We start from the raw sequence: 24,714 nt of genomic DNA, 5'->3' as shown, positions 1-24,714 counted from the left end.
GGCCCCCCCCCCCCCCCCCCCCCCCCCCACCGCCGTACCGCCCGACCGGGGGCTCCGCCCCCAGACCCCCGGGACCTTTGCCCACCCCGCCGCCCGACTCGGTCGGCCAAGAGGTGACCGTCCCCCTGGGGGCTCCGCCCCCAGACCCCCGCATCGGCCCTGAACGGGCCTCGTCCTCAAACTCCCATGCCCCCGGACGGGATGGATGTGCGGGCCCCGCCTGCAAGGCGCCGGACGTGCCAGGGCCCGCCAACCCCGGGCAACCAGTCGCCCGCACTCACCTGGTCCACCCTCACCCCGCCAGCCCCTTCTCCACCGGCGTCCGAAACCGAGGCGTCACCCTCGTCGCCCCCACCCATGCCCGCAACCGCTCCGCCTCCGCCGCGATCGCCGTCTCCGCGTCCCGGCCCACACCCTTCCCGTCCAGAATCCGCCAGACGATCTCCCCGTCGGGCCGCTGGGCCCAGCCCCCGACCACTCGGCCGTCCCACCACACCGTCGGCCCCACGTTCCCGCTCCTGTCGAACAGCGCGGGCCGCAGGTCCGGGGCGAGATACCAGTCCCGCTCCTGCCATCCCATGGCCGTCGGGTCCAGCGCGGGCAGCAGAGCCGCCCAGGGCTCGTCGGGGGCGGGCACGGGATCGAGGTCGGCGTCGACGACGTAGCCGGTGCCCTCGTCCAGCGAGACCGCCCGCGCCCCGATCGCGGCCAGCGCCCGCCGTACGTCCGTCACCCGCCACCCCGTCCACCACTTGAGGTCGGCCTCGGTGGCCGGACCGCAGGCGGTGAGCCAGTGGCGCAGGAGTTCCGCCTGGGCCTCGGCGGTGTCGAGTTCGGGGTGTTCCGGGGCGAGGGCCCAGCGGAACTGGCTCGACGTCCAGGAGCCCAGCGGACGGCCCCGGACCACCTTGCCCTCCACGCCCAGCACCTTCAGCAGCCGCGTCGAGACCGAATGAATCCCCTCGTAGCTCTTCCCGGCCGCGTACACGAACTGCTCCCGCAGTCGCGGCTCCTCCCGGGCCAGTTCGGCCGCCGTCGCCTGCCCCAGCCGTCCCAGCGCGGCCAGCGTCGACTCCTCGACCTCCTTCAGCCAGGTCGCGTCCGGTGCGCCGGCCTTCGCCATGTTCTTCACCAGCGTGGCCCGCTCCCGCGCGGCGACGGCGAGGCCGGTCGAGGCGTGCACGACCGCCGTCAGCGCCGTGGGGAAGACGAACACCGTGTGCCGCATGCCGTGCATCCGGACCAGGCTTCGGTCGTCCCCGTACAGCGCCCGGTCGGTCGCCGCCACCGTCTCCGACGGGTCCGCGAGCCGCGCCCCGACCGCCAGATACACCGTTGCCGGGTCCGAGCCGTGCAGCGCGACGAGCGCGTCGGCCACCTCCTGCGGGCTCGTGGCCCGTGCCGCCGGGGCCAGCCGCTGCCGCAGGGCCAGCCGGGCCCGTCGCTCCGCCACGCCGATGTACCGCTGCTCGCCGTCCATCCCGGCCTCCACCCGTCGCTCGTGCCTGCCCCGCCATCCTCCTCGACGGCACTGACAATCGGGCCCCGGCCCGAAACCGGCTCAGGCGTAGGCCTCCAGCAGGCCCGCCACATACGCCTCCAGTCGCCCACCCAGCACCTGAGCCGTCAGGTCGGTCCGGCCCAGCTCGCGCCACGGTCCCGCGAGCTTCGCCGCGTCGGGGGAGTAGGCCAGCGCGTCCAGGAGCCGCCAGTACAGGTGGTCGGGGCCGTCGGCCAGGCGGCGGCCGCCCCGCGCCTCGTAGCGCTCGCGGAAGCCGAGGCCGTACTCCGGGCCGTACAGCAGCGCCAGGGCCGTCGAGCAGTGGGCGACGTCCAGGTCGGCGGGGCCCCACGACGTCTCGACCCAGTCGACGACGCCCGTGATGCGGAGCCCGTCGTCGCCACCCACGCCGTCGCAGTCGCAGTCGCCGTCGAACAGCACGTTCCCCGGGTGGAAGTCCCGGTGCAGGAAACAGCCCTCGTAGGGCGGGGGGTCGCGGCGGATCACGTCCACTGCCCGCTCCCACAGGGCGCCCGCCGGCGTCCGCACCCGGTCCGGTGACGTCCACGCCTGGTAGGGGCGCGGCCGTTCGTCCGGTTCGACCTCGTGGATCCGGACCAGCTGGGCCGCCAGCAGGTCCAGGCGGTGCTCCAGGTCCTCCTCGTCGACCCGCACCCGGCCGGGGAGCGACGTCATCAGCAGGCTGGGGTGGTCGCAGTGTTCGGCGGTCGCGTCGACGGCGACCAGCCGTGCGGACGGGATGTCCTCCTGGTCGGCAAGCAGGGCCAGCACGGACGCCTCACGAGTCAGCAGTCCCGGCGCGTGCCCGCGGAAGAAGGGCTTCACGAACGTCCGCAGCACCAGCTCCGTGCCGTCGTCGAGGGTCAGCCGGCGCATCTGCGAGCTCCAACCGCCCTTCAGCCGACGGGTGCCGCGGACGGTACGGCCTTCCGGCAGCTGCTTGGCCAGCCAGGCGCGGGTGGCCGCCCAGCCCCGCTCACCCAGGCCGGTCAGCACGGCGCTCACGAACTCCCGCCGGTCCTCGGCGTGGTCGCGGAACCAGAGCCCGAGACGGTGCTCCGCGTCCGGCAGTTCGAGCCGGGTGAACTGGGCGCGGGCCGCCAGCGCGTCCTGGACGGCGTCCGTCGCCTCCGGCGGGATCACCGCGTCCGTGCCCGGCACGGCCAGTACGGCCCGGCCCTCGTACGTCCGCAGCACGTCCAGCGCGGGCGCCTCCCGCCAGCTGCCGGGCCTGCGGACGATCGCGCGGAACTCCCCGTCGCCGTCCCCGAACGGCACCTCCCACGCCTTCGCCGTGTACACCGCGGGCGCGCACAGTCCCAGCGCGGCCACCCGCTGCCCGTAGTGCCCGGTGAGGTCCGCCACCGTCTGCCCGCTCATGCTGAACCCGACCAGCACCAGCGGCCCGTCCGCCGGCACGTACGCGTCGATGATCGACACCGCCTGCTCGAAACGCCGCCGCAGGCTCAACTCCCGCAGCGCGCCCGTGCTGTCGCCGTGCCCGGAGAAGTCGAAGGCGAGTACGTGGCAGCCCTGCGCCGTGAACTCGGTGAGCAGCGGCAGCAGTCGTTCCTTGCTGCCGTTGCCCGCGCCGTGCAGCACGACGGCGGTGGCCGCTCCCGGGCCACCGCCGCCGTCGCCGTACACACCGCTGAGGCGTTCACCGTCGTACTCGTGCGTGAAGGGGGACAGCTCGCTCATCTGCCCATTCACTCACGGCAGTCGTACGGGCGGGTGGGAAAAACAAGATGCACGGGGAGTGACGGCCTCCCTACTCTGAAGACGCCACCCCAACCCCACCACACCGCTCAGTCACCCATCCATGCCCAGGAAGGAGGCACGCCATGGGCACCGTCGTTCTCTCCGGGACCGTCGTCCTGGTGGTCCTGGGATTCGGAAAACCCCTCTACTGGCTCGCCGCGGTCGCCGTGCTCTTCCTGTACGTGCGCTACGGGCGCGACGCGTCCTCGGCGTCCGTGCCGGGCCCCGCCGCGAGCCCCGCGCCGACGTCCTACAAGGCCTACCGCGAGCGCCGTGACCAGCAGGCCAAGTGGGAGCGCCGCTACCGTCGTGAACGCCCGCTCGAGTCCCGCCGGCAGGAGCGCGAGCGCAGCAAGTAAGGAAGGAAGGTGCCCCCGTTTCCTCACAGGCCGGGGGCACCCCACACCGGGAACCAGCGGCTCAGGTCCTGCTCGATCCGCAGGTCGCCGGCGAGAGCCGCCTTCACCTGGAGTTCCAGCGCGTTGTCGCGCCGCTGTCCGGCACCGGGCAGCGGCGCGAACGGGTAGAAGGAACCCCGCTTGTACAGGTACACCAGCGCCAGCCGCCGGCCGCGGTCGTCGGCGAACCCCACGAGGGAGCAGAGCAGCTGGGGGCCGAAGCCGTTGACCTCCATCGCGCTGTTCACCGCGTGCAGGTCGTTGACCAGCGGCGGGAGTTCGTCGGGGGCGCGGTGCGAGACCAGCCAGGAGTAGCCGTAGTCGTCGCGCAGGAGCCGCACCGGGGGGCCGGTTCGCTCGGTGTCGGCGTCGAGGAGCGCCTGGACCTCGCGGTGCGTCTGCTCGAAGGCGCCGCCCTCGACCGTCGCGAAGCACACCGCGCCCTGCCCGGTCGGCGTGAACCCGGCCGCCGCCTCCAGCGTCACCGCGGCCGACGGCAGCGCGAACAACTGGTCCAGGTCGGGCACGACCGGCTTGGTCCGGCCGAGCAGGATGTCCAGCAACCCCATGATCAGCCCGCCTTCCCGGGGGTCGCCGCCTCACCCAGTTCCGCGGAGATCCGCCCCAGCTGGTCCAGCCGCTGCTCCAGGCTCGGGTGGGTGGAGAAGAGGCCCACGACCCCGGGCTCGGAGCCCAGTGCCGGGGTGAAGTAGAACGCGTTGAACGCCTGCGCCGTCCGCAGGTCCTTCGACGGGATCCGGGCGATGTCGCCCGACACCTTCGTCAGCGCGGACGCCAGCGCCGAGGGCCGCCCGGTGAGCAGCGCCGCCGCCCGGTCCGCGGCCAGCTCCCGGTACCGGGACAGCGCCCTGATCAGCAGGAAGCTGATCGCGTACACGGCCGCCGACACCCCGAGCACGGCGGCGAAGACGACGGCGGTGTTCTGGTCCCGGCGTCCCCCGCCGAGCACCTGGCTGTAGAAGGCGAACCGCACGATCAGTCCCGCGACCACGCCCAGGAAGGACGCGATCGTGATCACGGCGACGTCCTTGTGCGCCACGTGCGACAGCTCGTGCGCGAGGACGCCCTCCAGCTCGGCCGCGTCCAGCCGCCGCAGCAGTCCCGTGGTCACGCACACCACCGCGTGCTCGGGATTCCGCCCGGTCGCGAACGCATTGGGCATGTCCATGGCCGACACGGCGATGACGGGCCTCGGCATGTCCGCGAGCGCGGACAACCGGTCGACGACGGCGTACAGCTCGGGATACTCCTCCCGCTCGACGACCCGCCCCCGCATCGCGAAGAGCGCGATCCGGTCGGAGAACCAGAACTGCGCGACGAACATCGCCGCCACCAGCGCGACGACCAGCACCCACGACTTCAGCAGCACGATCAGCGCGGCGACGAAGCCCACATAGAGGAGCCCGAGCAGGAACATGGTGACCGTCATCCGCACGGTCAGCCGCCGGTCGCTCCGGAAACGGCTCTGCATCTGCATCACCCCGCAGTTCAGGCACTCGCCCCACTGCCATTGTGCGCCCGGGCCTCCCATGGGGAGATCCCGATCAGTCCTACGGGGAGCAAAGGAATGCACACGCCCCTTCCATCACGTCGGGGCGCGGTCCGGCCGTCAGAAGTTCGAGATCACGCTGGTGATCACCTGCTCGATGGTCTCGGCTCGTTTGGCGTCGTACTCCTGGCCGCCGCCTGCCTCGGCGATCTCCTGGAGCACGGTCCTGCCGCCCTTGTCCTTCTCGTCGGCCTCGCTGCCGTACGCGATGGTGAAGATGCGGATCTGCTTCTTCGACGGGTCGCTGATCCGCCGCAGCAGCTCTTCCTTGGACAGGCTCCTGCTGTCCTCGTTGCGGCCGTCGGTGAGCAGGACGATCGCGTTGATCGCCCGGGGGTCGTAGTCGTCCCGCATCGCCTGCACCGCGGCGTCGAGGGTGTCGTACAGCCCGGTCGCCCCCTCGGGCTCCAGGTTCCTGACGTTGCTGGACAGCAGCTCCGCACGGGTGCCTCCGGGCAGCTTCCCGGTGTACGGGCCGAGCGGCACCAGTTCCTTGTAGTCGCGCTTGCCGCCGAGGGCGTAGGCGTCGGAGAACTTCCACAGGCCGACGTGATCGGTGCCGGTGAACTCGCCGAACAACTTCGCTTCCGCCTGCTTCAGACGCTCGATCTTGGTGTCGCCCGTGCCGGGGATCTCGCCGTTCATCGACTCCGAGGTGTCGATGACGATGCGCACGTTGGCCCGCCGGCGCAGCGTGGGCCACACCTCGGTCATATGGGCGAGCACCTCGCCCCGGGGCATCGGCATGCTGGTGAACCGCGCGTCGGGCAGGACGCCGTAGTGCTCGGTGAGCAGCTTGGAGGCCGCGACGACCTTCCCCTCATGGGTGCGGAAGCCGTACGGGGCGAACCGCTCGGCGTAGACCTCGGGGCCGTGCAGGTACCGGAGGAAGTCGTCGGCCACCGCCTTGCGGGCGGCGCTCATCCCGTTCAGCTCGATGTACGGGTGGTCGGAGAACGGGACGCCGTCCTTCGGATAGAACGACACCAGCGGGGTGTCCGGCGCACTGGTCCGCGCACACGCCGGGTCCGCGTTGAGCGCGCCGCACGGATATCCGGCGTTGTAGGCCGCCACGGTGCTCTCCTCCAGGGTGACGGCGGAGATGTACGACATGGCCTTCTGCGGGCTGCTGCGATCGGCCTGCCGCAGGTTGGAGGTGAAGGTCAGCGTCGTGTCGCCGTAGTGGACGGCGGCCTGCTCGATGCTTTTGACGAACGCCCGGCTGCCGGCGTCGTCCATGTGCGCGGTGCTCAGCTCCCCGGAGGTGCCCGTGGCGGCGTAGAAGGCGGCGACCGTCGCGTTGAGTCCGGAGGTCGAGTAGCCGGGATTGGTCTTGCCGAGCTTGAACGGACCCCACTCCGGCCTGCCGTGCTGCGCCCAGAAGCCGTCGGCGTTCTTCGCCCAGCCGGCCAGCTGGCTCCAGGTGAACCGCCGCTCGGGCCAGTCGAGGGCCTCGGCCATCGGCTTCGGCATCGCGATGGTCAGCGGGCTCTGCACGATCGGTTCCGCCTTGTCGGGGAACTGCTCCGCGTTCTTCCCCGTCGCGGCGGCCTTCGCCAGGGACAGCCAGGAGCTCCCCGCCGGTGCCCACACGTCCGGCTTCGTCCCGTCGGACTCGTCCCAGCCGTCGACCAGCGCGCGCATCGCCTCGCCCGAGTTCCGGTCCTCGACCCTGACCTGCACGCACTTGCCGCTCGCGGCCCGGTTGCCGTAGGCCTCGGCCGCGCTCCGCAGCGGCTGCGACTTGTCGACGGAGGCGGCGATGGTCAGGCGGGTGTCCGCCTTGCCGCAGACCGCCAGTGAGGAGGAGGGAGCGGCGGGGGGCGGATCGGCGTCGTCACGGTCGGTGCCGTCGCCGGCGCACGACTGCAGGACCAGCACGACGGCCACCGCCGCCGCGACCAACGGCAACCAGGTTGTCGTCGCCCGGCCCTTCCACCAGGGCCTTTTGGTCGCCGGCGGGGGAGTGCGGCGGGCCTCCGGCGGGGGAGTGCGGCGGGTCGGCGGCTTCGGGGTGCGACGCGGGGGACGGGAGGCGTCCGTACCGTCGGGCTGGTGCTCCATGAGGACGGCGACGGCCACCTCGGCCGCGTTCGCCGCCGCCAGTTCCTGGCCGCCGGCCGCGTCCGCCGCGCGCTTCCTGCCGTCGGCCCGGTCGCTGATCCCGCGGATGACCAGCGCCTCCGTACGGTGGCGCTGCGCCGCCTTGCAGAAACCGAAACCCTCCATCTCCAGGGCGACGGCGTCCTCGTAGGTGTCTTTGAGCCGGGTGCGGATGTCACCGGCCCTGGTGGCGAGCACCACCTCGCCGGAGGCGATCGGTTTGAAGTGGGGCCTGCGCCGGACCTCCGCGTACAGAGCCGTCTGCCACAGGGCGAGCGAGGTGTCCACCGCGTCGGGACGCGCGCCGCGCCCGGCGGTGGTCACCTTGGCGCCGTGGATCTCGTACACCTTGGTGGCGACCACGACATCCCCGGGCAGGACGTCGTCCTTCAGACTGCCCGCGATCCCCACCAGGAGCGTGACGTCCGGATCCAGCACCGCCAGCAGGCCGTGCGTCGCCAGAGCGGCGACGACGTTCCTCATGCCCACCTGGGCCACATGAACGGTCCAGGAGGCGTAGGCGCCGTCGAGCCGGAACGTCTGCACCACGGTCTCGTTGACCGTCCGCCGGCCGATGTGCTTGGCGTTCTCGGCCTTGAGATGGTTCGCCAGAGCGGTGTACTCCACCGGAAGCGCTGTCACCACGACTGCGGTGTGCGAAGGACGGGCTGTTGTCACCAGACCAACCGTTCTGTGTCGACCTCGATACCGACGGTGAGCCAAGAGGCACAACGTAACACCGCGGACCCCAACGGCCCTGGCGAAAAGGCGTATTGCCGCCTGATCCCGGGGACGGCTGGTAAGAAGCCCGGAACCGCTAGTAAGGAGCCTGGAACCGCGCGTACCCCAGCACCAGGATCACCGCGGCCACACACCCCAGCACGATCGCCGTCGACAGCCACGACGACCTGCGCGGCGCCACCGGCTCCGGATCACCCCGGAACGGCACCGGCTCGGGAGGGTTCTCCTTCCACCGCGCCGCCAGCATCCGGGCCCGCGCCGAGGGCTCCTTGTGCTCGGCGCTGTCCGCCCACCTGAGGTCGAACTCCCGCTGGTCGTCGTCCCGTTCGGACATCCCGTCTCTCCCCGTGACCTCTGTCGAACATCCGTGCAAGAACCATACGACGGCGCCCCCGCCCTGAGAAACAGGAAACGGGGGCGCCGAAGGCCTCACGCGTGGAACACGCGCGGTCCGGTCACACGTCGAAGTACAGCTCGAACTCGTGCGGGTGCGGACGCAGCTGCAGCGGGGCGATCTCGTTCGCGCGCTTGAAGTCGATCCACGTCTCGATCAGGTCGGAGGTGAAGACGTCACCGGCGAGCAGGAACTCGTGGTCGCGCTCGAGCGAGTCGAGGACGGCCGGGAGCGAGGTCGGGACCTGCGCCACGCTCGCGTGCTCCTCGGGAGCCAGCTCGTAGAGGTCCTTGTCGATCGGCTCGGCCGGCTCGATCTTGTTCTTGATGCCGTCCAGGCCCGCGAGCAGCAGCGCGGAGAACGCCAGGTACGGGTTGCCGGAGGAGTCGGGCGCGCGGAACTCGACGCGCTTGGCCTTCGGGTTCGAGCCGGTGATCGGGATACGCATGGCCGCGGAGCGGTTGCGCTGCGAGTACACCAGGTTGATCGGCGCCTCGAAGCCCGGGACCAGACGGTGGTACGAGTTCACCGTCGGGTTGGTGAAGGCCAGCAGCGACGGGGCGTGCTTGAGGATGCCGCCGATGTAGTAGCGGGCGGTGTCCGACAGGCCCGCGTAACCGGCCTCGTCGTAGAACAGCGGGTCGCCGTTGCTCCACAGCGACTGGTGGACGTGCATGCCCGAGCCGTTGTCACCGAAGATCGGCTTCGGCATGAAGGTCGCGGTCTTGCCGTTGCGCCAGGCGACGTTCTTCACGATGTACTTGAAGAGCTGGAGGTCGTCGGCGGCGGCGAGCAGCGTGTTGAACTTGTAGTTGATCTCGGCCTGGCCGGCGGTGCCCACCTCGTGGTGCTGGCGCTCGACCTGAAGGCCGGCCTTGCCCAGCTCCAGGGAGATCTCGGCACGCAGGTCGGCGAAGTGGTCGACCGGCGGGACGGGGAAGTAGCCGCCCTTGTAGCGGACCTTGTAACCACGGTTGTCCTCGAGGGCACCGGTGTTCCAGGCACCCGCCTCGGAGTCGATGTGGTAGAAGGACTCGTTCGCGCTGGTGGCGAAGCGCACGCTGTCGAAGACGTAGAACTCGGCCTCGGGACCGAAGTACGCGGTGTCCGCGATACCGGTCGACGCGAGGTACGCCTCGGCCTTCTTCGCCACGTTGCGCGGGTCACGGGAGTACTGCTCGCCCGTGATCGGGTCGTGGATGAAGAAGTTGATGTTCAGCGTCTTGTCACGGCGGAAGGGGTCCACCCGTGCGGTGGACAGGTCCGCGCGCAGCGCCATGTCGGACTCGTGAATGGCCTGGAAGCCACGGATCGACGAACCGTCGAAGGCGAGCTCCTCGTCCGGGTCGAACGCCTCGACGGGCACCGTGAAGTGCTGCATGACGCCCGGCAGGTCGCAGAACCGGACGTCGATGAACTTGACGTCCTCGTCCGCGATGAACTTCTTGGCCTCGTCGGCGTTCTGGAACATCCAGCTCCTCCTACTCCCGGCGGTCGGGCCGGGGTGGTAGTTCGTTCGTGCGGCCAGTGCGGTGGCACACGCTGACCCCGACCCTAGGGACGGGTGATTTCTCGTGCGTGACCCATTTGTTTCGCAGAAGTTAACCGGCTCCGGTTCCACGGTAGCTCCGTCACCCCCCGGCGCACCCCTCCCGCCGCCGGTCATATGGGTGCGCAGTACCGTGGACGGGTGGACAACAGGCAAGCAATCGGATCGTGGCTCTCCGGCCCCCGCGCGGCCATGGAAGAAGCCGGTGCCGACTTCGGATACCGGGGCGAGCAGCTGGGTCTGCCGGAGGAGGGACCGGGCTCGATCGCCCGCCCCGGCCGACGCCTCGGAGCGCTGGCCGTGGACTGGGGGCTGTGCCTCTTGATCGCATACGGTCTGATCACCGACGGCTACGGCCAGGCGACGAGCAACTGGGCCCTGCTGATCTTCTTCGTGATGAGCGCCCTGACCGTCGGCACCCTCGGCTTCACCCCGGGTAAGCGTCTGTTCGGACTGCGGGTGCTGGCCCTGGACACCGGCACGGTCAACCCGCTGCGAGCCCTGCTGCGCACGGTCCTGCTCTGCCTCGCCCTGCCCGCCCTGATCTGGGACCGCGACGGCCGCGGCCTCCACGACCGGCTGGCCAGGACGGTCGAGGTACGGATCTGAACCCGTCCGTACGACGGATCTGAACCCGCTTGTACGACTCCGTACGACGAAGAGGGCGCCCGGAATGATCCCGGGCGCCCTCTTATCTCTACGAGGTCGGTCAGCGGGCCTTCGGCCCGCCCTTCGGCAGGCGCATTCCCTTGGGCATCGGGCCCTTGGGCAGCGGCATGTTGCTCATCAGGTCGCCCATGGCGCGCAGCCGGTCGTTGGTGGCGGTCACCTGGGGGCCGGTCAGGACTCGCGGCAGCTTCAGCATGGTGGTGCGCAGCTTCTTCAGCTCGACCTGGCCCTCGCCGGTGCCGACGATCAGATCGTGCACGGGGACGTCCGCGACGATGCGGTTCATCTTCTTCTTCTCGGCGGCCAGCAGGCTCTTCACCCGGTTCGGGTTGCCCTCGGCGACCAGGACGATGCCGGCCTTGCCGACGGCCCGGTGCACCACGTCCTGGCTGCGGTTCATCGCCACCGCGGGGGTCGTCGTCCAGCCCCGGCCGATGTTGTCCAGCACGGCCGCGGCGGCGCCCGGCTGGCCCTCCATCTGGCCGAAGGCGGCCCGCTCGGCCCGGCGTCCGAACACGATCGCCGTCGCGAGGAAGGCGAGCAGGAAGCCCAGGATGCCGAGATAGATGGGGTGGCCGATCAAGAAACCGATCGCGAGGAAGACACCGAAGGTGACGATTCCGACAGCCGCGAGTACAAGACCGATCTTCTTGTCGGCCTTGCGGGTCATCTTGTAGGTCAGGGCGATCTGCTTCAGTCGCCCGGGGTTCGCGGCGTCCGCCGCCGTGTCCTTCCTCGCCATGCCACGCAGTCTACGTGGCCCGGGGAGTGCCGACGACGGCAGTGCCCGGGGCGCGGGAGGCGGGGCCGGTCAGGAGCGGGCGGCGGTGACCGCTTCGAGGACGCGCTGCGCCTCGACACGGTCCTTGGCACGGCGGCGGTCCTCCAGCACGGAGGTCCAGGCGTTGCGTCGGGCGGTGCGCTGGCCGCCGCTCATGAGCAGGGACTCGACGGCGCGCAGGGCGTCGGTGAAGGACGGGATCGCGGTGGCGCGAACGGGCGCGGCCTGCATGGTGGGGGTCCCCCTCGGGCGGCGTTGGGCACGGGTCTACGTGGTGTGATACCAGCGTCACTGTTTGGTGTTACCAGGGCGTGACCGACCGGTCAAACACCAATGAAGCCTTGATGTGGGGGGCCGAAATGATGACGCGGCCCCGACGTGTGCCCTCATCTGCGAGGACGGTCGGGACCGCGTCATATCGGCCGCTACTGGCGGGTAGCCGCTTGTGCGTGAATTCACACGCTTGCCTCGCCGGTTGAGGGGCAGGGCGGTTGACGGAGCGTCAGACGGCCTGGGCCGCGATGAAGGAGCCGCGCTTCTCGACGGCCATCTGGTAGAGGCGCCCGGCGCGGTAGGAGGACCGTACCAGCGGACCGGACATCACGCCCGAGAAGCCGATCTGCTCGGCTTCCTCCTTCAGCTCGACGAACTCCTGCGGCTTGACCCAGCGCTCCACGGGGTGGTGGCGCACGGACGGACGCAGGTACTGCGTGATGGTGACCAGCTCGCAGCCCGCGTCGTGCAGCTGCCTGAGCGCCTCGCCGACCTCCTCGCGGGTCTCGCCCATGCCGAGGATGAGGTTCGACTTGGTGACGAGCCCGTAGTCGCGGGCGGCCGTGATGACCTTCAGGGAGCGCTCGTAGCGGAAGCCGGGCCGGATCCGCTTGAAGATCCGCGGGACTGTCTCGACGTTGTGCGCGAAGACCTCGGGCCGGGAGGAGAAGACCTCCGCCAGCTGCTCGGGGACCGCGTTGAAGTCGGGGGCCAGCAGCTCCACCTTCGTACGGCCGCCCTCGCGCTCCGCCGTCTGCCGGTGGATCTGGCGGACCGTCTCCGCGTACAGCCAGGCGCCGCCGTCCTCCAGGTCGTCGCGGGCGACGCCGGTGATGGTGGCGTAGTTCAGGTCCATGGTGACGACGGACTCACCGACGCGGCGCGGCTCGTCGCGGTCGAGGGCCTCGGGCTTGCCGGTGTCGATCTGGCAGAAGTCACAGCGCCGGGTGCACTGGTCGCCGCCGATGAGGAAGGTCGCCTCGCGGTCCTCCCAGCACTCGTAGATGTTCGGGCAGCCGGCTTCCTGGCATACGGTGTGCAGCCCCTCGCTCTTCACGAGGTTCTGCATCTGCGTGTACTCGGGACCCATTTTCGCCCGTGTCTTGATCCACTCGGGCTTGCGCTCGATGGGGGTCTGGCTGTTCCGGACCTCCAGGCGCAGCATCTTGCGTCCGTCGGGTGCGACTGCGGACACATCGGCTCCCTGCTGATTGACTAACGAAGTCTTCGATTCTTCGGCGTACACCAGCGTACGCCCGTGTTTGTCGGGCCCTGCCTCCAGGCCAACCTGAGGGCCCGCGGGTCCATTCCCCCGGTCAGACGGTCGCCTTCTCGATCTCCCGTGGCTTCAGCTCCGCGTTCCCGAGGACGTCGGCCAGGTGCCGTTCGACGACCGGCAGCACCTCGTCGATCGTGACGTCGCGCCCGAGCTCGCCGGCGAGCGAGGCGACCCCCGCGTCCCGGATCCCGCACGGGATGATCCGGTCGAACCACTTCATGTCGGGGTTCACGTTGAACGAGAAGCCGTGCATGGTGACCCCCTTGGCCACGCGGATGCCGATCTGCGCGATCTTGCGGTCCTCGCGGCGCTGGCCGGCGTTGGAGGGCGCGTACTCCGGGCCGTTGAGCCGCGGGTCGAACTCCTCGTCGGTGAGCCGGGGGTCGAAGTCCAGGGACAGCCCGCCGAGCGACGGGCGCTGCTCCACCGGATCGCCGAGCACCCACACCCCACTGCGGCCCTCGACCCGGGTGGTCTCCAGGCCGAACTCCGCGCAGGCGCGGATCAGCGCCTCTTCCAGACGTCGTACGTGCGCCACCACGTCCACGGGGCGCGGCAGCTTCTGGATGGGATACCCCACCAGCTGGCCCGGCCCGTGCCAGGTGATCTTGCCGCCCCGGTCCACGTCGACGACCGGGGTGCCGTCGAGGGGCCGTTCGTCGTCGGCCGTGCGCCGACCCGCGGTGTACACCGGCGGGTGCTCCAGGAGCAGCACGGTGTCGGGAACCTCGTCGGCGAACCGCGCCGCGTGCACCCGGCGCTGCTCGTCCCACGCCTCCCGGTACTCGACGGCGTCCGCTCCGAAGCCCATCCGAACGAACCGCAACTCACTCACGGCAAGCGCCTCCCCAGTCGATAGCTGCGTCAGGCACGTAACGCGCCCAAGCAACTGTACGTCCGCCCGCCGCGCGTCAGCCTCGCGGCCAATCCTCACACGATCGGATGAATGAGCGTCGAGATGTGCGATCGCCCGCTCACGCTCCGCTACATTCGCGCCGTTCACGAGGCCATTAGGGCTGCTCACAGGCAATCCGGGCACCACGCGGTCTCGCGTGGGGGCCCGGGCAGGCAGGAGACCGCACCGCAGATGACGGAACGACCCGCGCAGCGCACTCCCAACCGCCAGCTCGCCGCGCTCATCGCAGAAGCGGGCTTCTCCAACGCGGGTCTGGCCCGGCGCGTCGATCAGCTGGGCCTCGAACACGGGCTGGATCTCAGATACGACAAGACGTCCGTCACACGGTGGCTGCGCGGGCAGCAGCCCCGCGGCACCACCCCGGCCCTCATCGCCGAGGTCTTCACCCGGCGCCTGGGCCGCCGGCTGACCGCTCAGGACCTCGGCCTGGACGCCTGCGCCCCCGTGTACGCGGGGCTGGAGTTCGCCGGCACGCCCGAGGAGGCCATCGACATCGTCGGCGGGCTGTGGCGCAAGGACTCCGGGAGCCATGCCGAGCTCCGCAAGATCGCCTTCACCCCGGCGGGGCTCGTCGTCCCGAGCAGGGACTGGCTGATCGGCCGGGCCGACGAGAAGGTCGCCCGCGACCAGCCCGACCGGGTGCCGGACCGGGGCCGCCCGTCCGCCAAGTCCCCGTCGGCCGCGCCGGCGACCGTCCCCAAGCCCGCCGCCAAGCCCGCGCCCGGCCGGCCCACCGCCGCGCCCGCGGCGGGCGCGCCCCTCGTGCCCCGGCAGCGCGGCACGGCCGAGCGCGGGCCCGGCCACCGGGTCACCGGCGGCGACATCGCCGCGCTCCGCTCGGTCGGCGAACTCTTCCGCACCCTCGACAACATGTACGGCGGCGGCCATGCCCGTCAGGCCCTCGTGCGCTATCTGGAGCACGAGTGCGAGCCGATGCTGCGCGGCACCTACGGCGAACAGACCGGCCGCCGCCTCTTCGGCGCCGCCGCCGACCTCACCCGCCTCGCGGGCTGGACCTCCTTCGACATCGCCGCGCACGGACTCGCCCAGCGCTACTTCGTCCAGGCCCTGCGGCTCTCCCAGGCCGCCGGGGACCGTGCGTACGGCTCCTTCGTCCTGGTCACCATGAGTCGGCAGGCCGTCTACCTCGGCCACGGCCGCGAGGCGGTGCAGCTGGCGCGCGTGGCGCAGCAGGGCGTCGGCACGAACGCCCCGTCCGTCGTCCAGTCGCTGCTGCACGCGGCGGAGGCGCGTGGGCACGCGGTGCTGGGCGAGGTGCGGGCCTGCACGGCGTCCCTGGTGCGGGCGGAGCGGGCGCTGGAGGCGGCCAAGGCCGGGGACGAGGTGCCGTTCTGGGCGCGGTTCTTCGACGAGGGGCAGCTGGCCGACGAGTTCGGGCACTGCCACCGGGACCTCCAGCAGTTCCGTGCCGCCGCGCAGCACGCCGAACGCTCCCTCCAGCTCCGGCCCGCCGTCTACGCCCGCAGCCGTCTCTTCAGCCGCATCGTCCTCGCCTCCGCCCGCCTGGGCCTCGGCGAGCTCGACCAGGCCTGCCAGCTCGCCGCGGAGGCGGCGGGGCAGGCGGCGGAGATGCGGTCGGTGCGGGCGCAGGAGTACGTGCGGGACTTCGAGCGCCGGCTGGAGCCGTACCGGGACGCGGCCCCGGCGCGCAACTACCGCGACAAGGTCGCGGCGCTGGGCTAGCCACCGGTCCACGTTTCCCCGCCCCCGCCGCCCCTACCCTTCCCGTCCCCAGGGGCTCCGCCCCTTCGACCCCGGCCAGGGGGCTCCGCCCCCTGGCCCCGGGCGGGGCTGCGGCACCTCCGCCCTGTGTCCGGTTGTGGGCGTGGGGGCCTGGGCGCGGGGCTGCGCCCCCGCAGCCCAGGTTGGGTCGGGGCCTTGGGTCCCGGACGGGGTTGCGCGCCGTGACCCGGGTGGGGCTGCGCTTCTGCGCCCTGTGTCGGGGTGCGGGCGTGGGCCCTGGGTAGGGCTACGCCCCGCTGGACCCCGGCGGGGTTGCGCCCGTTGACCCGTGCGGGGTTGCGTCCCCTGACCGGGGCGGGGCGGTGCCCCTGCGCCCCGTGTCGGTTGCGGTCTTGGGGCACAGGTGGGCTCCGCCCCGGCCCCGGGCGGGGCTGCGCCCAGGGCCCCGGCGGGGTTGCGGCCCTGCGCCGTGTCTCCGGTTGCCGCCGTAGGTCCCAGGGGCGGGCTGTGTCCGGAGCTCGGCGGGGCTGTGTTCCTGTGTGGCTCGGGTGAGGGCGCGGCCTGGGTCCGGGAAGGTGCGGCCTGGGGCCGGGAAGGTGCGGCCTGGGGCCGGGTGGGGCCGGTGTGTGGTTATGCCGCCCTTCGTAGGGTCGGTAGGGGGTCCGCTGTGTGCATCGAGCCGGCCGCGCCCAGGTCGGAGAGGATGGCCGCGGCGGCTCGGTGGGCCGAGTGGAGGGCGCCCTGGACGGTGCTGGTGTCGCGGTGGTCGCCGCAGACGTAGAGGCCGGCCAGGAGTCGTACCGGGCGGCGCAGGTCGTGGGGGGCGCGCATGGCCGGGACGGCCTCGGGGGTGTGGTGGACGGCCAGCGTTTCCCAGCGGGCGGTGGAGGTGCCGTAGAGGCGGGCGAGGTGCATGCGGACGGCGGTGTCGACGCCTGGCGGGGGCGTGCCGAGGACCGTGGTCGAGATCAGTGTGCGGCCGGCCGGCGCGCGGCTGGGGTCGACACGGCTCGTCACCGTGGTGTGGGCGACCGGACCACCGCGGTCGGCGTCCAGCAGCAGCGCCGCGCCGGTCGTGGGCGGGTCGTCCGTCGTGTGGTGGAGAACCGTCACCGGGTGGAAGTCGGGGACCCGCAGCCCGGGCAGCAACTCGGCGGCGGTGCGCGCGTCGGTGGCGACGAGGACCGCGCGGCAGCGGAACTCGCCGTGCTCGGCGGTGGTCACCGAGGTCGTGGAGACCGAGGTGACCCGCACCCCGGTGTGCACGGTGCCCGGCGGCAGGGTCCGCGCGAGCAGTTCCGGCAGCACCTCGGCCCCGCCCTCCGGCAGACACAGCCGCCCGGCCGCGAAGGCGCGCAGCGCGAGGTCGGCGCAGCGGCTGGAGGTGGTGAGGTCGGGGTCGCAGAGCAGGGCGGCCAGCAGCGGCCGCAGGAAGCCGTCGATGGTGCGGGCGGGCACCCCGCGGGCGGCGAGGGCCTCGGCGGCCGGCGCCTCAGGGCGGCGCAGCAGCCGTTCGGCGGGCGTGGCCGCGATCCGGGTGAGCGCGGCACCGAGCCGGGCCTGGTCCACGGCGGTGCCCAGCGGGGCGCCCGCGCGGACCCGGGGCGGCGCGGCCACCGCGCCCGCACGCACCCGGGGCAGCGCCCCCGGCCGCGGGGCGCTCGCAAGGGCGCGTACGGCGTGGAGTGCGCCCCTCGCGCCCCCCGCACCCGCTTGCGCGCCCGCGCGGTGATGGCGCCCGTCGCTGTGCAGCAGCACCCCGGGCGCGAACGGACGCAGCACGAGCGCGTCCAGCCCCGGGGTCGTCGCCAGTTCGGGATACGCCGTGGACAGCAGCTGTCCGATGCGGTCGAGCCGGAAGCCGTCGACCTTCTCGGTCGCCATACGGCCACCCACGCAGGGGGCGGCCTCCAGGACCGCCGTCGTCACTCCTGCGCTGGACAGCCGATGCGCCGCCGAGAGGCCGGCGATTCCGGCTCCCACGACGACGACGTCTGCCTGGTACGCGGGCTCAAGCACGTGCCCCTCCTCGCCTCGAGGTTGCGCGGCCGGTGGAGACGTGATGCCCCCAACCGGCGTCCCGGATACCCGAGTTCGGGACGAGGGTAAGGCCGCGACCGGTCGGGAACAGTCGCGCATGAACAGGGCACGGTCGCACAGCGGTCGCATGTCGCCCCCGAGGTGGTCGCATGCGGTTCTGAAGGCGGTCGCAGGTAGTCGTGGGGGCGGTCGGACGCAGTCCTCGGGGCGGTCGGGTGCAGTGTTGAGAGTGGTCGGATGTGGTCCTGAGAGTGGTCGGGTCAAGCCTTCCTGAGAAGGCGTCAGGCTGCTCGGACGGCGTCCTCGATCCCGGGGAACGCGAAGGTGAACCCCGACTCCAGCAGCCGCTTCGGCACCACCCGCGCGCTGCCCAGCACGTCCCCGGCCATCTCGCCCAGCACCGCCCGCAGCACCGGCGCCGGCACCGCGAACAGCGTCGGCCGGTGCAGCACGCGCCCCATCGCCGCGGTGATCTCACGGTTGGTCAGCGGTTCGGGAGCCGTCAGGTTGAACGGCCCCGACAGGTCGTCGCGGTCGATGAGATGCCGGATCGCCGCGACCTCGTCGTGCAGCGCGATGTACGACCAGTACTGCCGCCCGTCGCCCATCCGCCCGCCCAGACCCGCAGTGAACAGCGGGAACAGCCGCCCCCAGGCTCCGCCGCCGCGCGCCACGACCAGCCCGGTCCGGGTGAACACCGTCCGTACCCCAGCCTTCAGGGCGGGCGCCGCGGCCGCCTCCCACGCCACGCACAGCTCCGGCAGGAAACCGTGCCCGGCGGGCGCGCTCTCGTCGACGACCCGATCGCCCGTCTCGCCGTAGATGCCGATCGCGCTGCCGTTGACGAACACCCGGGGCCGCTCGTCGAGTTCGGCGACCGCCTGCGCGAGCGCCGCCGTCCCGTGCACCCGGCTGTCGTGGATCCGTCTCTTGTACGCCTCGCTCCAGCGCCGGTCGCCCACCCCGGCCCCCGCCAGATTCACCACGGCGTCGCACCCGGCGAGCCCCGCCGCGTCCACCCGCCCCCGCTCCGGATCCCACCGCACCTCGCCCGGGCCCTGGGGTGCCCGGCGCACCAGGCGCACCACCTCGTGCCCGTCCGCGGTCAGGGACCGCACCAGGGCGCTGCCGATGAGACCGGACGCGCCGGCCACCGCGATTCGTGTGCGTTTCATGCGGTCATCCTGCCGCCCGCCCCGTAAAACCCCCGTCGGGACACGGTGCCCGGATCGTAGGGTGACGCCCATGTCCGAGCCCCACGCCCCGCGCATACGCGCCGCCCGGCCCGCCGACGACGAGGCACTCGCCCTGATCGACCGCCTGACGTGGTCGTATCTGCACGCGGTCACGCCCGAGCCGCAGCCGCCCTACGACCCCTTCTTCGGTGAACGCCACGCCCCCGAGGACTGCCTGGTCGCCGAGCTGGACGACCGCGTCGTCGGCTACGTCCGCCTCGGCTTCCCGACCTCGCTCGCCTGCAACGCGCACGTCCGGCAGATCCAGGGCCTCGCCGTCGCCGACGAGGCACGCGGCCGGGGCGTCGGCCGCGCGCTGATCCGTGCGGCCGTCGAGGAGGCCCGCCGACGCGGCGCCCGCCGGATCACCCTGCGCGTCCTCGGCCACAACACCCCCGCCCGCAAGCTCTACGAGTCCGAGGGGTTCGTCGTGGAGGGCGTCCAGCCGGAGGAGTTCCTGCTCGGCGGGGAGTACGTGGACGACGTCTTCATGGGCCGGTCCCTCTAGGGCCTAGGTGTATTGACCCGCCCGGCCCCTTCGGTGCCTACGACGTGACCAGCTCGCCCGTGTCCACCGGCGTCGTCGCCGTCGCCGCGCGTTCGGCGTCGTCGGCCACCTCGGCGGCCGTCAGGACGTAGCCCGTCTCGGCGTCCGAGGTGGAGCGGGCGAAGACGACGCCGAAGACCCGGCCGTCGGTCGTCAGCAGCGGACCGCCGGAGTTGCCGGGGCGGACCGTGGAGCGGATCGAGTAGATCTCACGGGTGACGGCCGCGTCGTTGTAGATGTTCCGTCCGGTGGCGTCCAGCCGGTTCGCGACCGTCGCCGCCTGCAGGTCCAGGCCGCCGTCCTGCGGATAGCCGGCCACGACCGCCGCGTCCCCGCGCGAGGCGTCGTCGTCGAAGCGCAGCACCGGGGCGCGCAGCTCGGGCACGTACAGCACGGCCACGTCCTCGCCCGGGTCGAACAGCACCACCCGTGCCTCGTACGACTGCCCCACGCCCCCGATCCGCACGGTCGGGTCGTCGATGCCCGCCACCACATGGGCGTTGGTCATCACGTGCTCCGGCGCGTACACGAACCCGCTGCCCTCGCGGCCCTGGTTGCCGGCGACGCCCTCGATCTTCACCGTGCTCAGCTTGGCCGCGTTCGTCGCGGCCGCCGTGACGCTGTCGCCGGAGGGCTTGGCGACCTCGGCCGTCGACTCGTTCTCGAAGGGGTTGAAGACCTGCGGGAAGCCCGCCTCGGTCAGCGCGGACGTGGCCCGCGAGAACCACGCCGGAGTGGTGTCCGGCATGGTGTCCTGCACCGCGCCCAGCAGCCGGGAGTCCCGGATCGCCGACGTCACCGCCGGCGAGGAGGACGCGCCCAGCACGCTCGCCGCCACCCACGCCACGATCAGCACCGCCGCCGCGTTCGCCGCCGCGCCACCGACCCCGTCGGCCACCCGGAGCGGCCCCCGCTCCAGCTCCCGGCGCAGCCGCAGCGCGAGCCGGGCCGCCAGCCCGTGCCCCACCACCGCCGGGACGAGCACCGTCAGCACCGCGGTCACCGTCGCCGTCGTCGTCCCCGCAGTCACCAGGTCCATCACCCACGGCAGGATCCAGACGCCCACCGCCGCGCCGCCCACGAACCCGGCCAGCGAGACACAGCCGGCCACCAGTCCGCGCCGGTACCCGGAGCCGGCGTACGCCAGGATCACCAGCACCAGCAGGATGTCGAGCAGGTCCACGCAGCCGCCTTTCTCTCTGATCCTCCAGTACGTACGGGACGGGCCCGGTGATCAGCTGTGAATCAGCCACGCGCGCGTGCCGCCCGGAACCAGCCACACGTGCGTGTACCCCCGAAAACGTCGTGGACCGGGACGATGGTTCCACCGGGTGGCACAGCACACATCGCGGACGGACCGGAACCGGTCGACAGTGGGACCATGCGCGCCATCGGACAGGCCTTCTCCCGCCTGGCGCGGGAGGCGAGAAGACGGTGCCCGGCACGTGTGCCGACGCCGCTCCTGGTGGTCCTGGGCTGCCTGCCCGGGATCGCCGCCGCCGTCGCCCTGGCGCTGTACGCCGGCGGCCTCGAGCACGCGGCCACGACCGTCCGCTCCCACCCACCGGCCCGCGACCGCCCCTTGGTCCCGCACACCGCCGCCCGCCCGCCCATCGTGCCCCGCTCGGCCTGGCTGGCCGACGCCCGGCGCCCGCAGCCGCTCCCGCACTACGACGACAAGGTCGTCGCCGTCTTCGTCCACCACACCGACTCGCCCAACGGCTACGCCTGCGCCGACGCGCCCCGCATCATCCGCTACCTGTACGCGGGGCAGACGGGCGGTCGCGACTGGGACGACATCGGCTACAACTTCCTGGTCGACCGCTGCGGCACCATCTACGAGGGCCGGGCCGGCGGCGTCGACCGCGCCGTCACCGGCGCGCACACCCAGGGCTTCAACCACCGCACGGCCGGCATCGCCGCCCTCGGCACGTTCACCGCCGGCGTCCCCGTCCCGCGGGCGATGATCGACGCGATCGCCGCCCTGGCCGCCTGGAAGCTCGGCCTGTCCGGCATCGATCCGCGCGCCCAGGTCCACCTGACCTCCAGCAGCAGCCACAGCCGGTACGTCGCCGGCACCACCGCCACCCTCCCCGCCATCATCGGCCACGACCACGGCTACCAGACCAACTGCCCCGGCGCGGCCCTCACCGCCCGCCTCCCGGAGATCCGGCGGACGGCGGCCCGCCTGCAGGGACGCACGTTCACAGAAACGCCTCAGGCGGCGTTCAGGCTCCTCCCATCCCCGCCTCCTACGGTCATGAACAACACAAGCCGACCGGAGGTGGGGAACGTGAAGAGCACCCGGAGCGAAGAGAAGGCCGCCGGCTGGACCAGGGGCGCCCGCTGCCCCTGGACGGTCGTCTGCGCCGTCGCCGCCGTCGTCCTGGGCCCGGCCGCGACCACCGCGTCCGCCCTGGAGCAGGCCAACAAGGCGCCGCTGCACCACGCGGTGAAAGCCGAGCAGCAGCAGGCGTACATCCCGACGGACACCACCCGCCGCCGCGCCGCGGCCTGAGCCCGGGAGCACTCCTCATTCCTTATTCCTTGAAGCGCTCCCACAGCCGCGGATACCGCTCCGCGAGCGCCCGCTCGTTCTCGAAGTCGACCGGCGCGCCCTCCGGCTCCGCCGGCGCGGGCGGGATGCCCAGGTCCGGGGCGACGGTCCCGGTGAGCTGTTCGTAGGCCTCGTCGGCCGCGTAGCCCAGCTCCTCGCCGTCGCCGTCGATCTCCTCGTCGAACTCGTCCAGCAGCTCGGCGAGCGAGTCCGGATCGTGCACCGCGCCCTCGTACACGTCCCGGCCCTGTCCGATCAGCCAGCACCGGAAGAAGTCGAAGGCGTCGTCGCTCGCCCCGTCGAGCAGCACCCAGGCGGCCCCCCACAGGTCCCAGGTGTACGCGCGGTTGTAGCGGGCCTCGAAGTGACGGGCGAAGTCCAGGACCAGCTCCGGCTCCAGTTGCAGGAGCCGGTCGAGGAGCAGGTCGGCCTGTTCCTCCGGGTCGCCCTCGGCGGCCTCGCGCGTGGCGTCGACCAGCTCCCAGAACTCCGTCTCGTCCATCACGGGTCCCAGCATCGTGCCTGGGCGGGTGGGCCGCACCTGGAGTGCGGGGGATTTCCCGGCCGGTACGGCAGATTCCCGCCCGGCGCCGCGACGCCCGGCGGTCGCGGTCGCGGCGCCGGGCGGACTGCCCGGGTGCCTCTTGTCCGCGAGGCGCTCCGCCCGAGGCCTCTCTGCGACGAGGGCACACGGCGGGCGCCTTGAGACCGCGTGCATCGGACGCCCGGAGCCGGCGGCCCGCCCCTTCCGGGAGCAGACGGGATCGCACCGGACAGGCCCTACTCCCGGTACAGCCCCGCGAGCCGTTCGGCGTCCTCGGCGAAACGGCGCCGCAGCGACACCGGGGAGAGCACCTCGGCCTCCGGCCCCAGCGCGGTGAGCTGCGTGTGCGCCACGTCCTCGGACTCGACCCGCAGCACGACCGTCACCCGGCCGGCCGCGTCGGGCTCCCCGGCCTCCGCCAGCGCGTCCCGTGCGGCCACCGGATCCACGGTGTACGGCAGTCTCCGCACGCCCGCCGCCGAGAGCCGTACGACCACCTCGGCCCGCAGGATCGAGCGGGCGAACCGCTCGGCCTGTTCGGCCCAGTAGCCCGGCAGGTCGAAGTCCTCCTCCCGGCTGAAACGCTCTTCTGATGGCTCCACGCCGGTGAACCGGTCGATCCGGTACGTCCGGAAGGACCCCGGTGCGGCCACGCGGGCGCACAGGTACCAGACGCCGGCCTTGAGCACGAGCCCGTACGGCTCCAGCTCCCGCTCCACATCGCCCTCGCCCCGGCGGTAACGGGCCCGGAGCCGGCGGTCGTCCCACACCGCCTCCGCGACGAGGGGCAGCAGCTCGGGTGTCCTCGGCTCCTGGAACCAGGCCGGCGCGTCCAGATGGAACCGCTGGGCCGCCGTGCGGGGGGCGTCGCTGAGGGACGGCAGCAGGGCGGCGGACACCTTCAGCCGGGCTGCCGAGGCCGCGTCCTCCAGGCCCATCTCGCGCAGGGCGCCCGGTACTCCGCTCAGGAACAGGGCCTCGGCCTCACCGCGGGCCAGTCCGGTCAGCCGCGTTCGGTATCCGCCGATCAGCCGGTAGCCGCCGGCCCGGCCGCGCTCGGCGTACACCGGCACGCCTGCCTCCGACAGCGCCTGCGCGTCCCGGGTGACCGTCCGCTCCGAGACCTCCAGCTCCTGGGCCAGCTCGGCGGCGGTCATGGTGGGGCGGGACTGCAGGAGCAGGACCATTTTGATCAGCCGGGCGGCACGCATGGGGCCATGATGCCGGGGGTGGCGGGGGCAGGGGGTTCCGCCCCCGCCGCCCCTACCCTTCCCGACCTCCAGGGGCTCCGCCCCTTCGACCCCACCGGGGGCTCCGCCCCCTGGGCCCCTGCGGGGCTGTGCCGCTGGGCACGTGCGGGGCTGTGCCCCGGCACCTCTGCGGGGCTGGGTCATCCGGGCCCGGGCGGGGCTGTGCCCCGGCACCTCTGCGGGGCTGGGTCCTCCGGGCTCGGGCGGGGCTGTGCCCCTGCCCCCAAGTGGAACTGGTCCCCCGGTCCCTGCGGGGCTGTGCCCCGGCACCTCTGCGGGGCTGCCGTCCCGCACCCCCTTCGGCCCTGAACGGGCCTCGTCCTCAAGCTCCCCCAGAGGGGGTGCCCCCAGACGGGCTGATTTTCACCGGCCTCGCTCACAGGTGCCGGGCGGGCTGGATTGCCGGGTCCGGCGCTCGCCGGCTATCGCCGGGCAGGGTTGATCGTGAGGCCCGCCTCTCGTCCGACCGAGTCGGGTGGTGGGTCGGCATAGGCCCGGGGGTCTGGGGCGGAGCCCCCAGGGTGGGGCTGCGGGGGCCTCGGCCTCGTGCGCCGGGCGGGCCGGGTGTGGTGCGGCTCTCGTCCGACAGAGTCGGGTGGTGGGTGGGCACAGGCCTGGGGGGCTGGGGGGCGGAGCCCCCAGGGTGGGGCTGCGGGGGCCTCGGCCTCGTGCGCCGGGCGGGCCGGGTGTGGTGCGGGGCCCGGGTCTGGGGGCGGGAGCCCCCAGGGTGGGGCTTGAGAGGCCTCGGCCTCTAGGCGCCGGGGGCAGGGCCCGGGGGTCCAGGGGGCGAAGTCCCCTGGACCGGGGTTGGCGGGGGGGGGGCCCCCCGCCCAGAACCCCCCCACCGGGGGCGGGCCGCCGTTTCCCCCCGGGCCGGGAAG

At 72.6% G+C, this 24,714-nt stretch carries 20 protein-coding genes and 1 pseudogene; 5 read left to right on the top strand and 16 right to left on the bottom strand.

Annotated features, from left to right (window positions below; translation table 11 throughout):
- Positions 1–292 precede the first annotated feature (292 nt).
- Both ACPT94_RS31905 and ACPT94_RS31900 read right to left on the bottom strand, forming a co-directional pair.
- On the bottom strand, positions 293–1,480 hold the full coding sequence (locus tag ACPT94_RS31905; RefSeq protein ID WP_425247400.1) for a winged helix DNA-binding domain-containing protein: 1,188 nt from the start codon (positions 1,478–1,480) through the stop codon (positions 293–295).
- 81 nt (positions 1,481–1,561) lie between these two features.
- On the bottom strand, positions 1,562–3,223 hold the full coding sequence (locus ACPT94_RS31900; RefSeq protein ID WP_425247399.1) for an alpha/beta fold hydrolase: 1,662 nt from the start codon (positions 3,221–3,223) through the stop codon (positions 1,562–1,564).
- A 143-nt stretch (positions 3,224–3,366) separates the two neighbouring features.
- On the opposite strand from ACPT94_RS31900, the gene ACPT94_RS31895 reads away from it, so the two are divergent.
- Entirely contained in the window at positions 3,367–3,642 is a 276-nt protein-coding gene (locus ACPT94_RS31895) for a hypothetical protein (RefSeq protein ID WP_360338849.1), read from the top strand.
- 23 nt (positions 3,643–3,665) lie between these two features.
- Here the strand turns inward: ACPT94_RS31895 and pspAB are convergent, their stop codons facing one another.
- The 5 genes from pspAB to glnA all read right to left on the bottom strand — a co-directional run bounded on the left by pspAB (position 3,666) and on the right by glnA (position 9,960).
- Positions 3,666–4,250: a PspA-associated protein PspAB gene (gene pspAB / locus ACPT94_RS31890; protein ID WP_360338846.1), complete on the bottom strand. Its 585-nt coding sequence runs from the start codon at positions 4,248–4,250 to the stop codon at positions 3,666–3,668.
- A gap of 2 nt (positions 4,251–4,252) precedes the next feature.
- Positions 4,253–5,173, bottom strand: coding sequence for a zinc metalloprotease HtpX (gene htpX, locus ACPT94_RS31885; protein WP_360339056.1), 921 nt, complete (start codon positions 5,171–5,173; stop codon positions 4,253–4,255).
- Positions 5,174–5,311: 138 nt separating this feature from the next.
- The gene (locus ACPT94_RS31880) at positions 5,312–7,999 is read right to left on the bottom strand and encodes a phosphorylase family protein (RefSeq protein ID WP_425247398.1); all 2,688 of its coding nucleotides are present in this window, start codon (positions 7,997–7,999) and stop codon (positions 5,312–5,314) included.
- Positions 8,000–8,171: 172 nt separating this feature from the next.
- A complete protein-coding gene (locus ACPT94_RS31875; protein WP_360338841.1) occupies positions 8,172–8,429 on the bottom strand; it encodes an SCO2583/SCO2584 N-terminal domain-containing protein in 258 nt (85 codons plus the stop codon).
- A 121-nt stretch (positions 8,430–8,550) separates the two neighbouring features.
- On the bottom strand, positions 8,551–9,960 hold the full coding sequence (gene glnA / locus ACPT94_RS31870) for a type I glutamate--ammonia ligase (RefSeq protein ID WP_360338839.1): 1,410 nt from the start codon (positions 9,958–9,960) through the stop codon (positions 8,551–8,553).
- Positions 9,961–10,179: 219 nt separating this feature from the next.
- On the opposite strand from glnA, the gene ACPT94_RS31865 reads away from it, so the two are divergent.
- Positions 10,180–10,647 carry an RDD family protein gene (locus tag ACPT94_RS31865; protein WP_360338836.1) on the top strand — a complete coding sequence of 156 codons (468 nt, stop codon included), beginning with the start codon at positions 10,180–10,182 and terminating at the stop codon, positions 10,645–10,647.
- Positions 10,648–10,747: 100 nt separating this feature from the next.
- Here the strand turns inward: ACPT94_RS31865 and ACPT94_RS31860 are convergent, their stop codons facing one another.
- From ACPT94_RS31860 to lipB, 4 genes are all read right to left on the bottom strand, one after another.
- Complete coding sequence (locus ACPT94_RS31860; RefSeq protein WP_360338833.1) at positions 10,748–11,449, bottom strand: DUF4191 domain-containing protein; 702 nt, start codon at positions 11,447–11,449, stop codon at positions 10,748–10,750.
- Positions 11,450–11,518: 69 nt separating this feature from the next.
- Positions 11,519–11,719 (bottom strand): SCO2195 family GlnR-regulated protein, encoded by a 201-nt coding sequence (locus ACPT94_RS31855; protein ID WP_360338830.1) that lies wholly within the window; start codon positions 11,717–11,719, stop codon positions 11,519–11,521.
- Between the two features lie 271 nt (positions 11,720–11,990).
- Positions 11,991–12,956, bottom strand: coding sequence for a lipoyl synthase (gene lipA / locus ACPT94_RS31850; protein WP_360338827.1), 966 nt, complete (start codon positions 12,954–12,956; stop codon positions 11,991–11,993).
- Positions 12,957–13,077: 121 nt separating this feature from the next.
- The gene (gene lipB / locus ACPT94_RS31845; protein ID WP_360338824.1) at positions 13,078–13,875 is read right to left on the bottom strand and encodes a lipoyl(octanoyl) transferase LipB; all 798 of its coding nucleotides are present in this window, start codon (positions 13,873–13,875) and stop codon (positions 13,078–13,080) included.
- Positions 13,876–14,127: 252 nt separating this feature from the next.
- Here lipB and ACPT94_RS31840 point away from each other — a divergent pair, with 252 nt between their 5' ends.
- Complete coding sequence (locus tag ACPT94_RS31840; RefSeq protein ID WP_360338821.1) at positions 14,128–15,660, top strand: NsdA family TPR-like regulatory protein; 1,533 nt, start codon at positions 14,128–14,130, stop codon at positions 15,658–15,660.
- A 630-nt stretch (positions 15,661–16,290) separates the two neighbouring features.
- Here ACPT94_RS31840 and ACPT94_RS31835 read toward each other — a convergent pair.
- Together ACPT94_RS31835 and ACPT94_RS31830 are read right to left on the bottom strand one after the other, a co-directional pair.
- Positions 16,291–17,679, bottom strand: a complete 1,389-nt coding sequence (locus tag ACPT94_RS31835) for an NAD(P)/FAD-dependent oxidoreductase (RefSeq protein WP_360338818.1) — start codon at positions 17,677–17,679, stop codon at positions 16,291–16,293.
- Between the two features lie 302 nt (positions 17,680–17,981).
- Entirely contained in the window at positions 17,982–18,875 is an 894-nt protein-coding gene (locus tag ACPT94_RS31830) for a TIGR01777 family oxidoreductase (RefSeq protein ID WP_360338815.1), read from the bottom strand.
- A 70-nt stretch (positions 18,876–18,945) separates the two neighbouring features.
- On the opposite strand from ACPT94_RS31830, the gene ACPT94_RS31825 reads away from it, so the two are divergent.
- Positions 18,946–19,443 carry a GNAT family N-acetyltransferase gene (locus tag ACPT94_RS31825; protein WP_360338812.1) on the top strand — a complete coding sequence of 166 codons (498 nt, stop codon included), beginning with the start codon at positions 18,946–18,948 and terminating at the stop codon, positions 19,441–19,443.
- Positions 19,444–19,480: 37 nt separating this feature from the next.
- On the opposite strand, the gene ACPT94_RS31820 is transcribed toward ACPT94_RS31825, so the two are convergent.
- Positions 19,481–20,665, bottom strand: a complete 1,185-nt coding sequence (locus ACPT94_RS31820; protein ID WP_360338809.1) for a MarP family serine protease — start codon at positions 20,663–20,665, stop codon at positions 19,481–19,483.
- Between the two features lie 282 nt (positions 20,666–20,947).
- Between ACPT94_RS31820 and ACPT94_RS31815 the strand changes: the two are divergent.
- Positions 20,948–21,682 (top strand): annotated as a pseudogene (locus ACPT94_RS31815) (peptidoglycan recognition protein family protein); the annotation flags it as partial.
- 340 nt (positions 21,683–22,022) lie between these two features.
- Here ACPT94_RS31815 and ACPT94_RS31810 read toward each other — a convergent pair.
- The gene (locus tag ACPT94_RS31810; RefSeq protein WP_360339053.1) at positions 22,023–22,541 is read right to left on the bottom strand and encodes a DUF4240 domain-containing protein; all 519 of its coding nucleotides are present in this window, start codon (positions 22,539–22,541) and stop codon (positions 22,023–22,025) included.
- A gap of 278 nt (positions 22,542–22,819) precedes the next feature.
- On the bottom strand, positions 22,820–23,794 hold the full coding sequence (locus ACPT94_RS31805; RefSeq protein ID WP_360338806.1) for a helix-turn-helix transcriptional regulator: 975 nt from the start codon (positions 23,792–23,794) through the stop codon (positions 22,820–22,822).
- Positions 23,795–24,714: the final 920 nt, after the last annotated feature.

This window comes from Streptomyces aurantiaciflavus (assembly GCF_049808595.1).
Classification (GTDB): domain Bacteria; phylum Actinomycetota; class Actinomycetes; order Streptomycetales; family Streptomycetaceae; genus Streptomyces.
The sequence above is the reverse complement of the archived record's forward strand: the minus strand, read 5'-3'. Positions and strand labels throughout refer to the sequence as shown.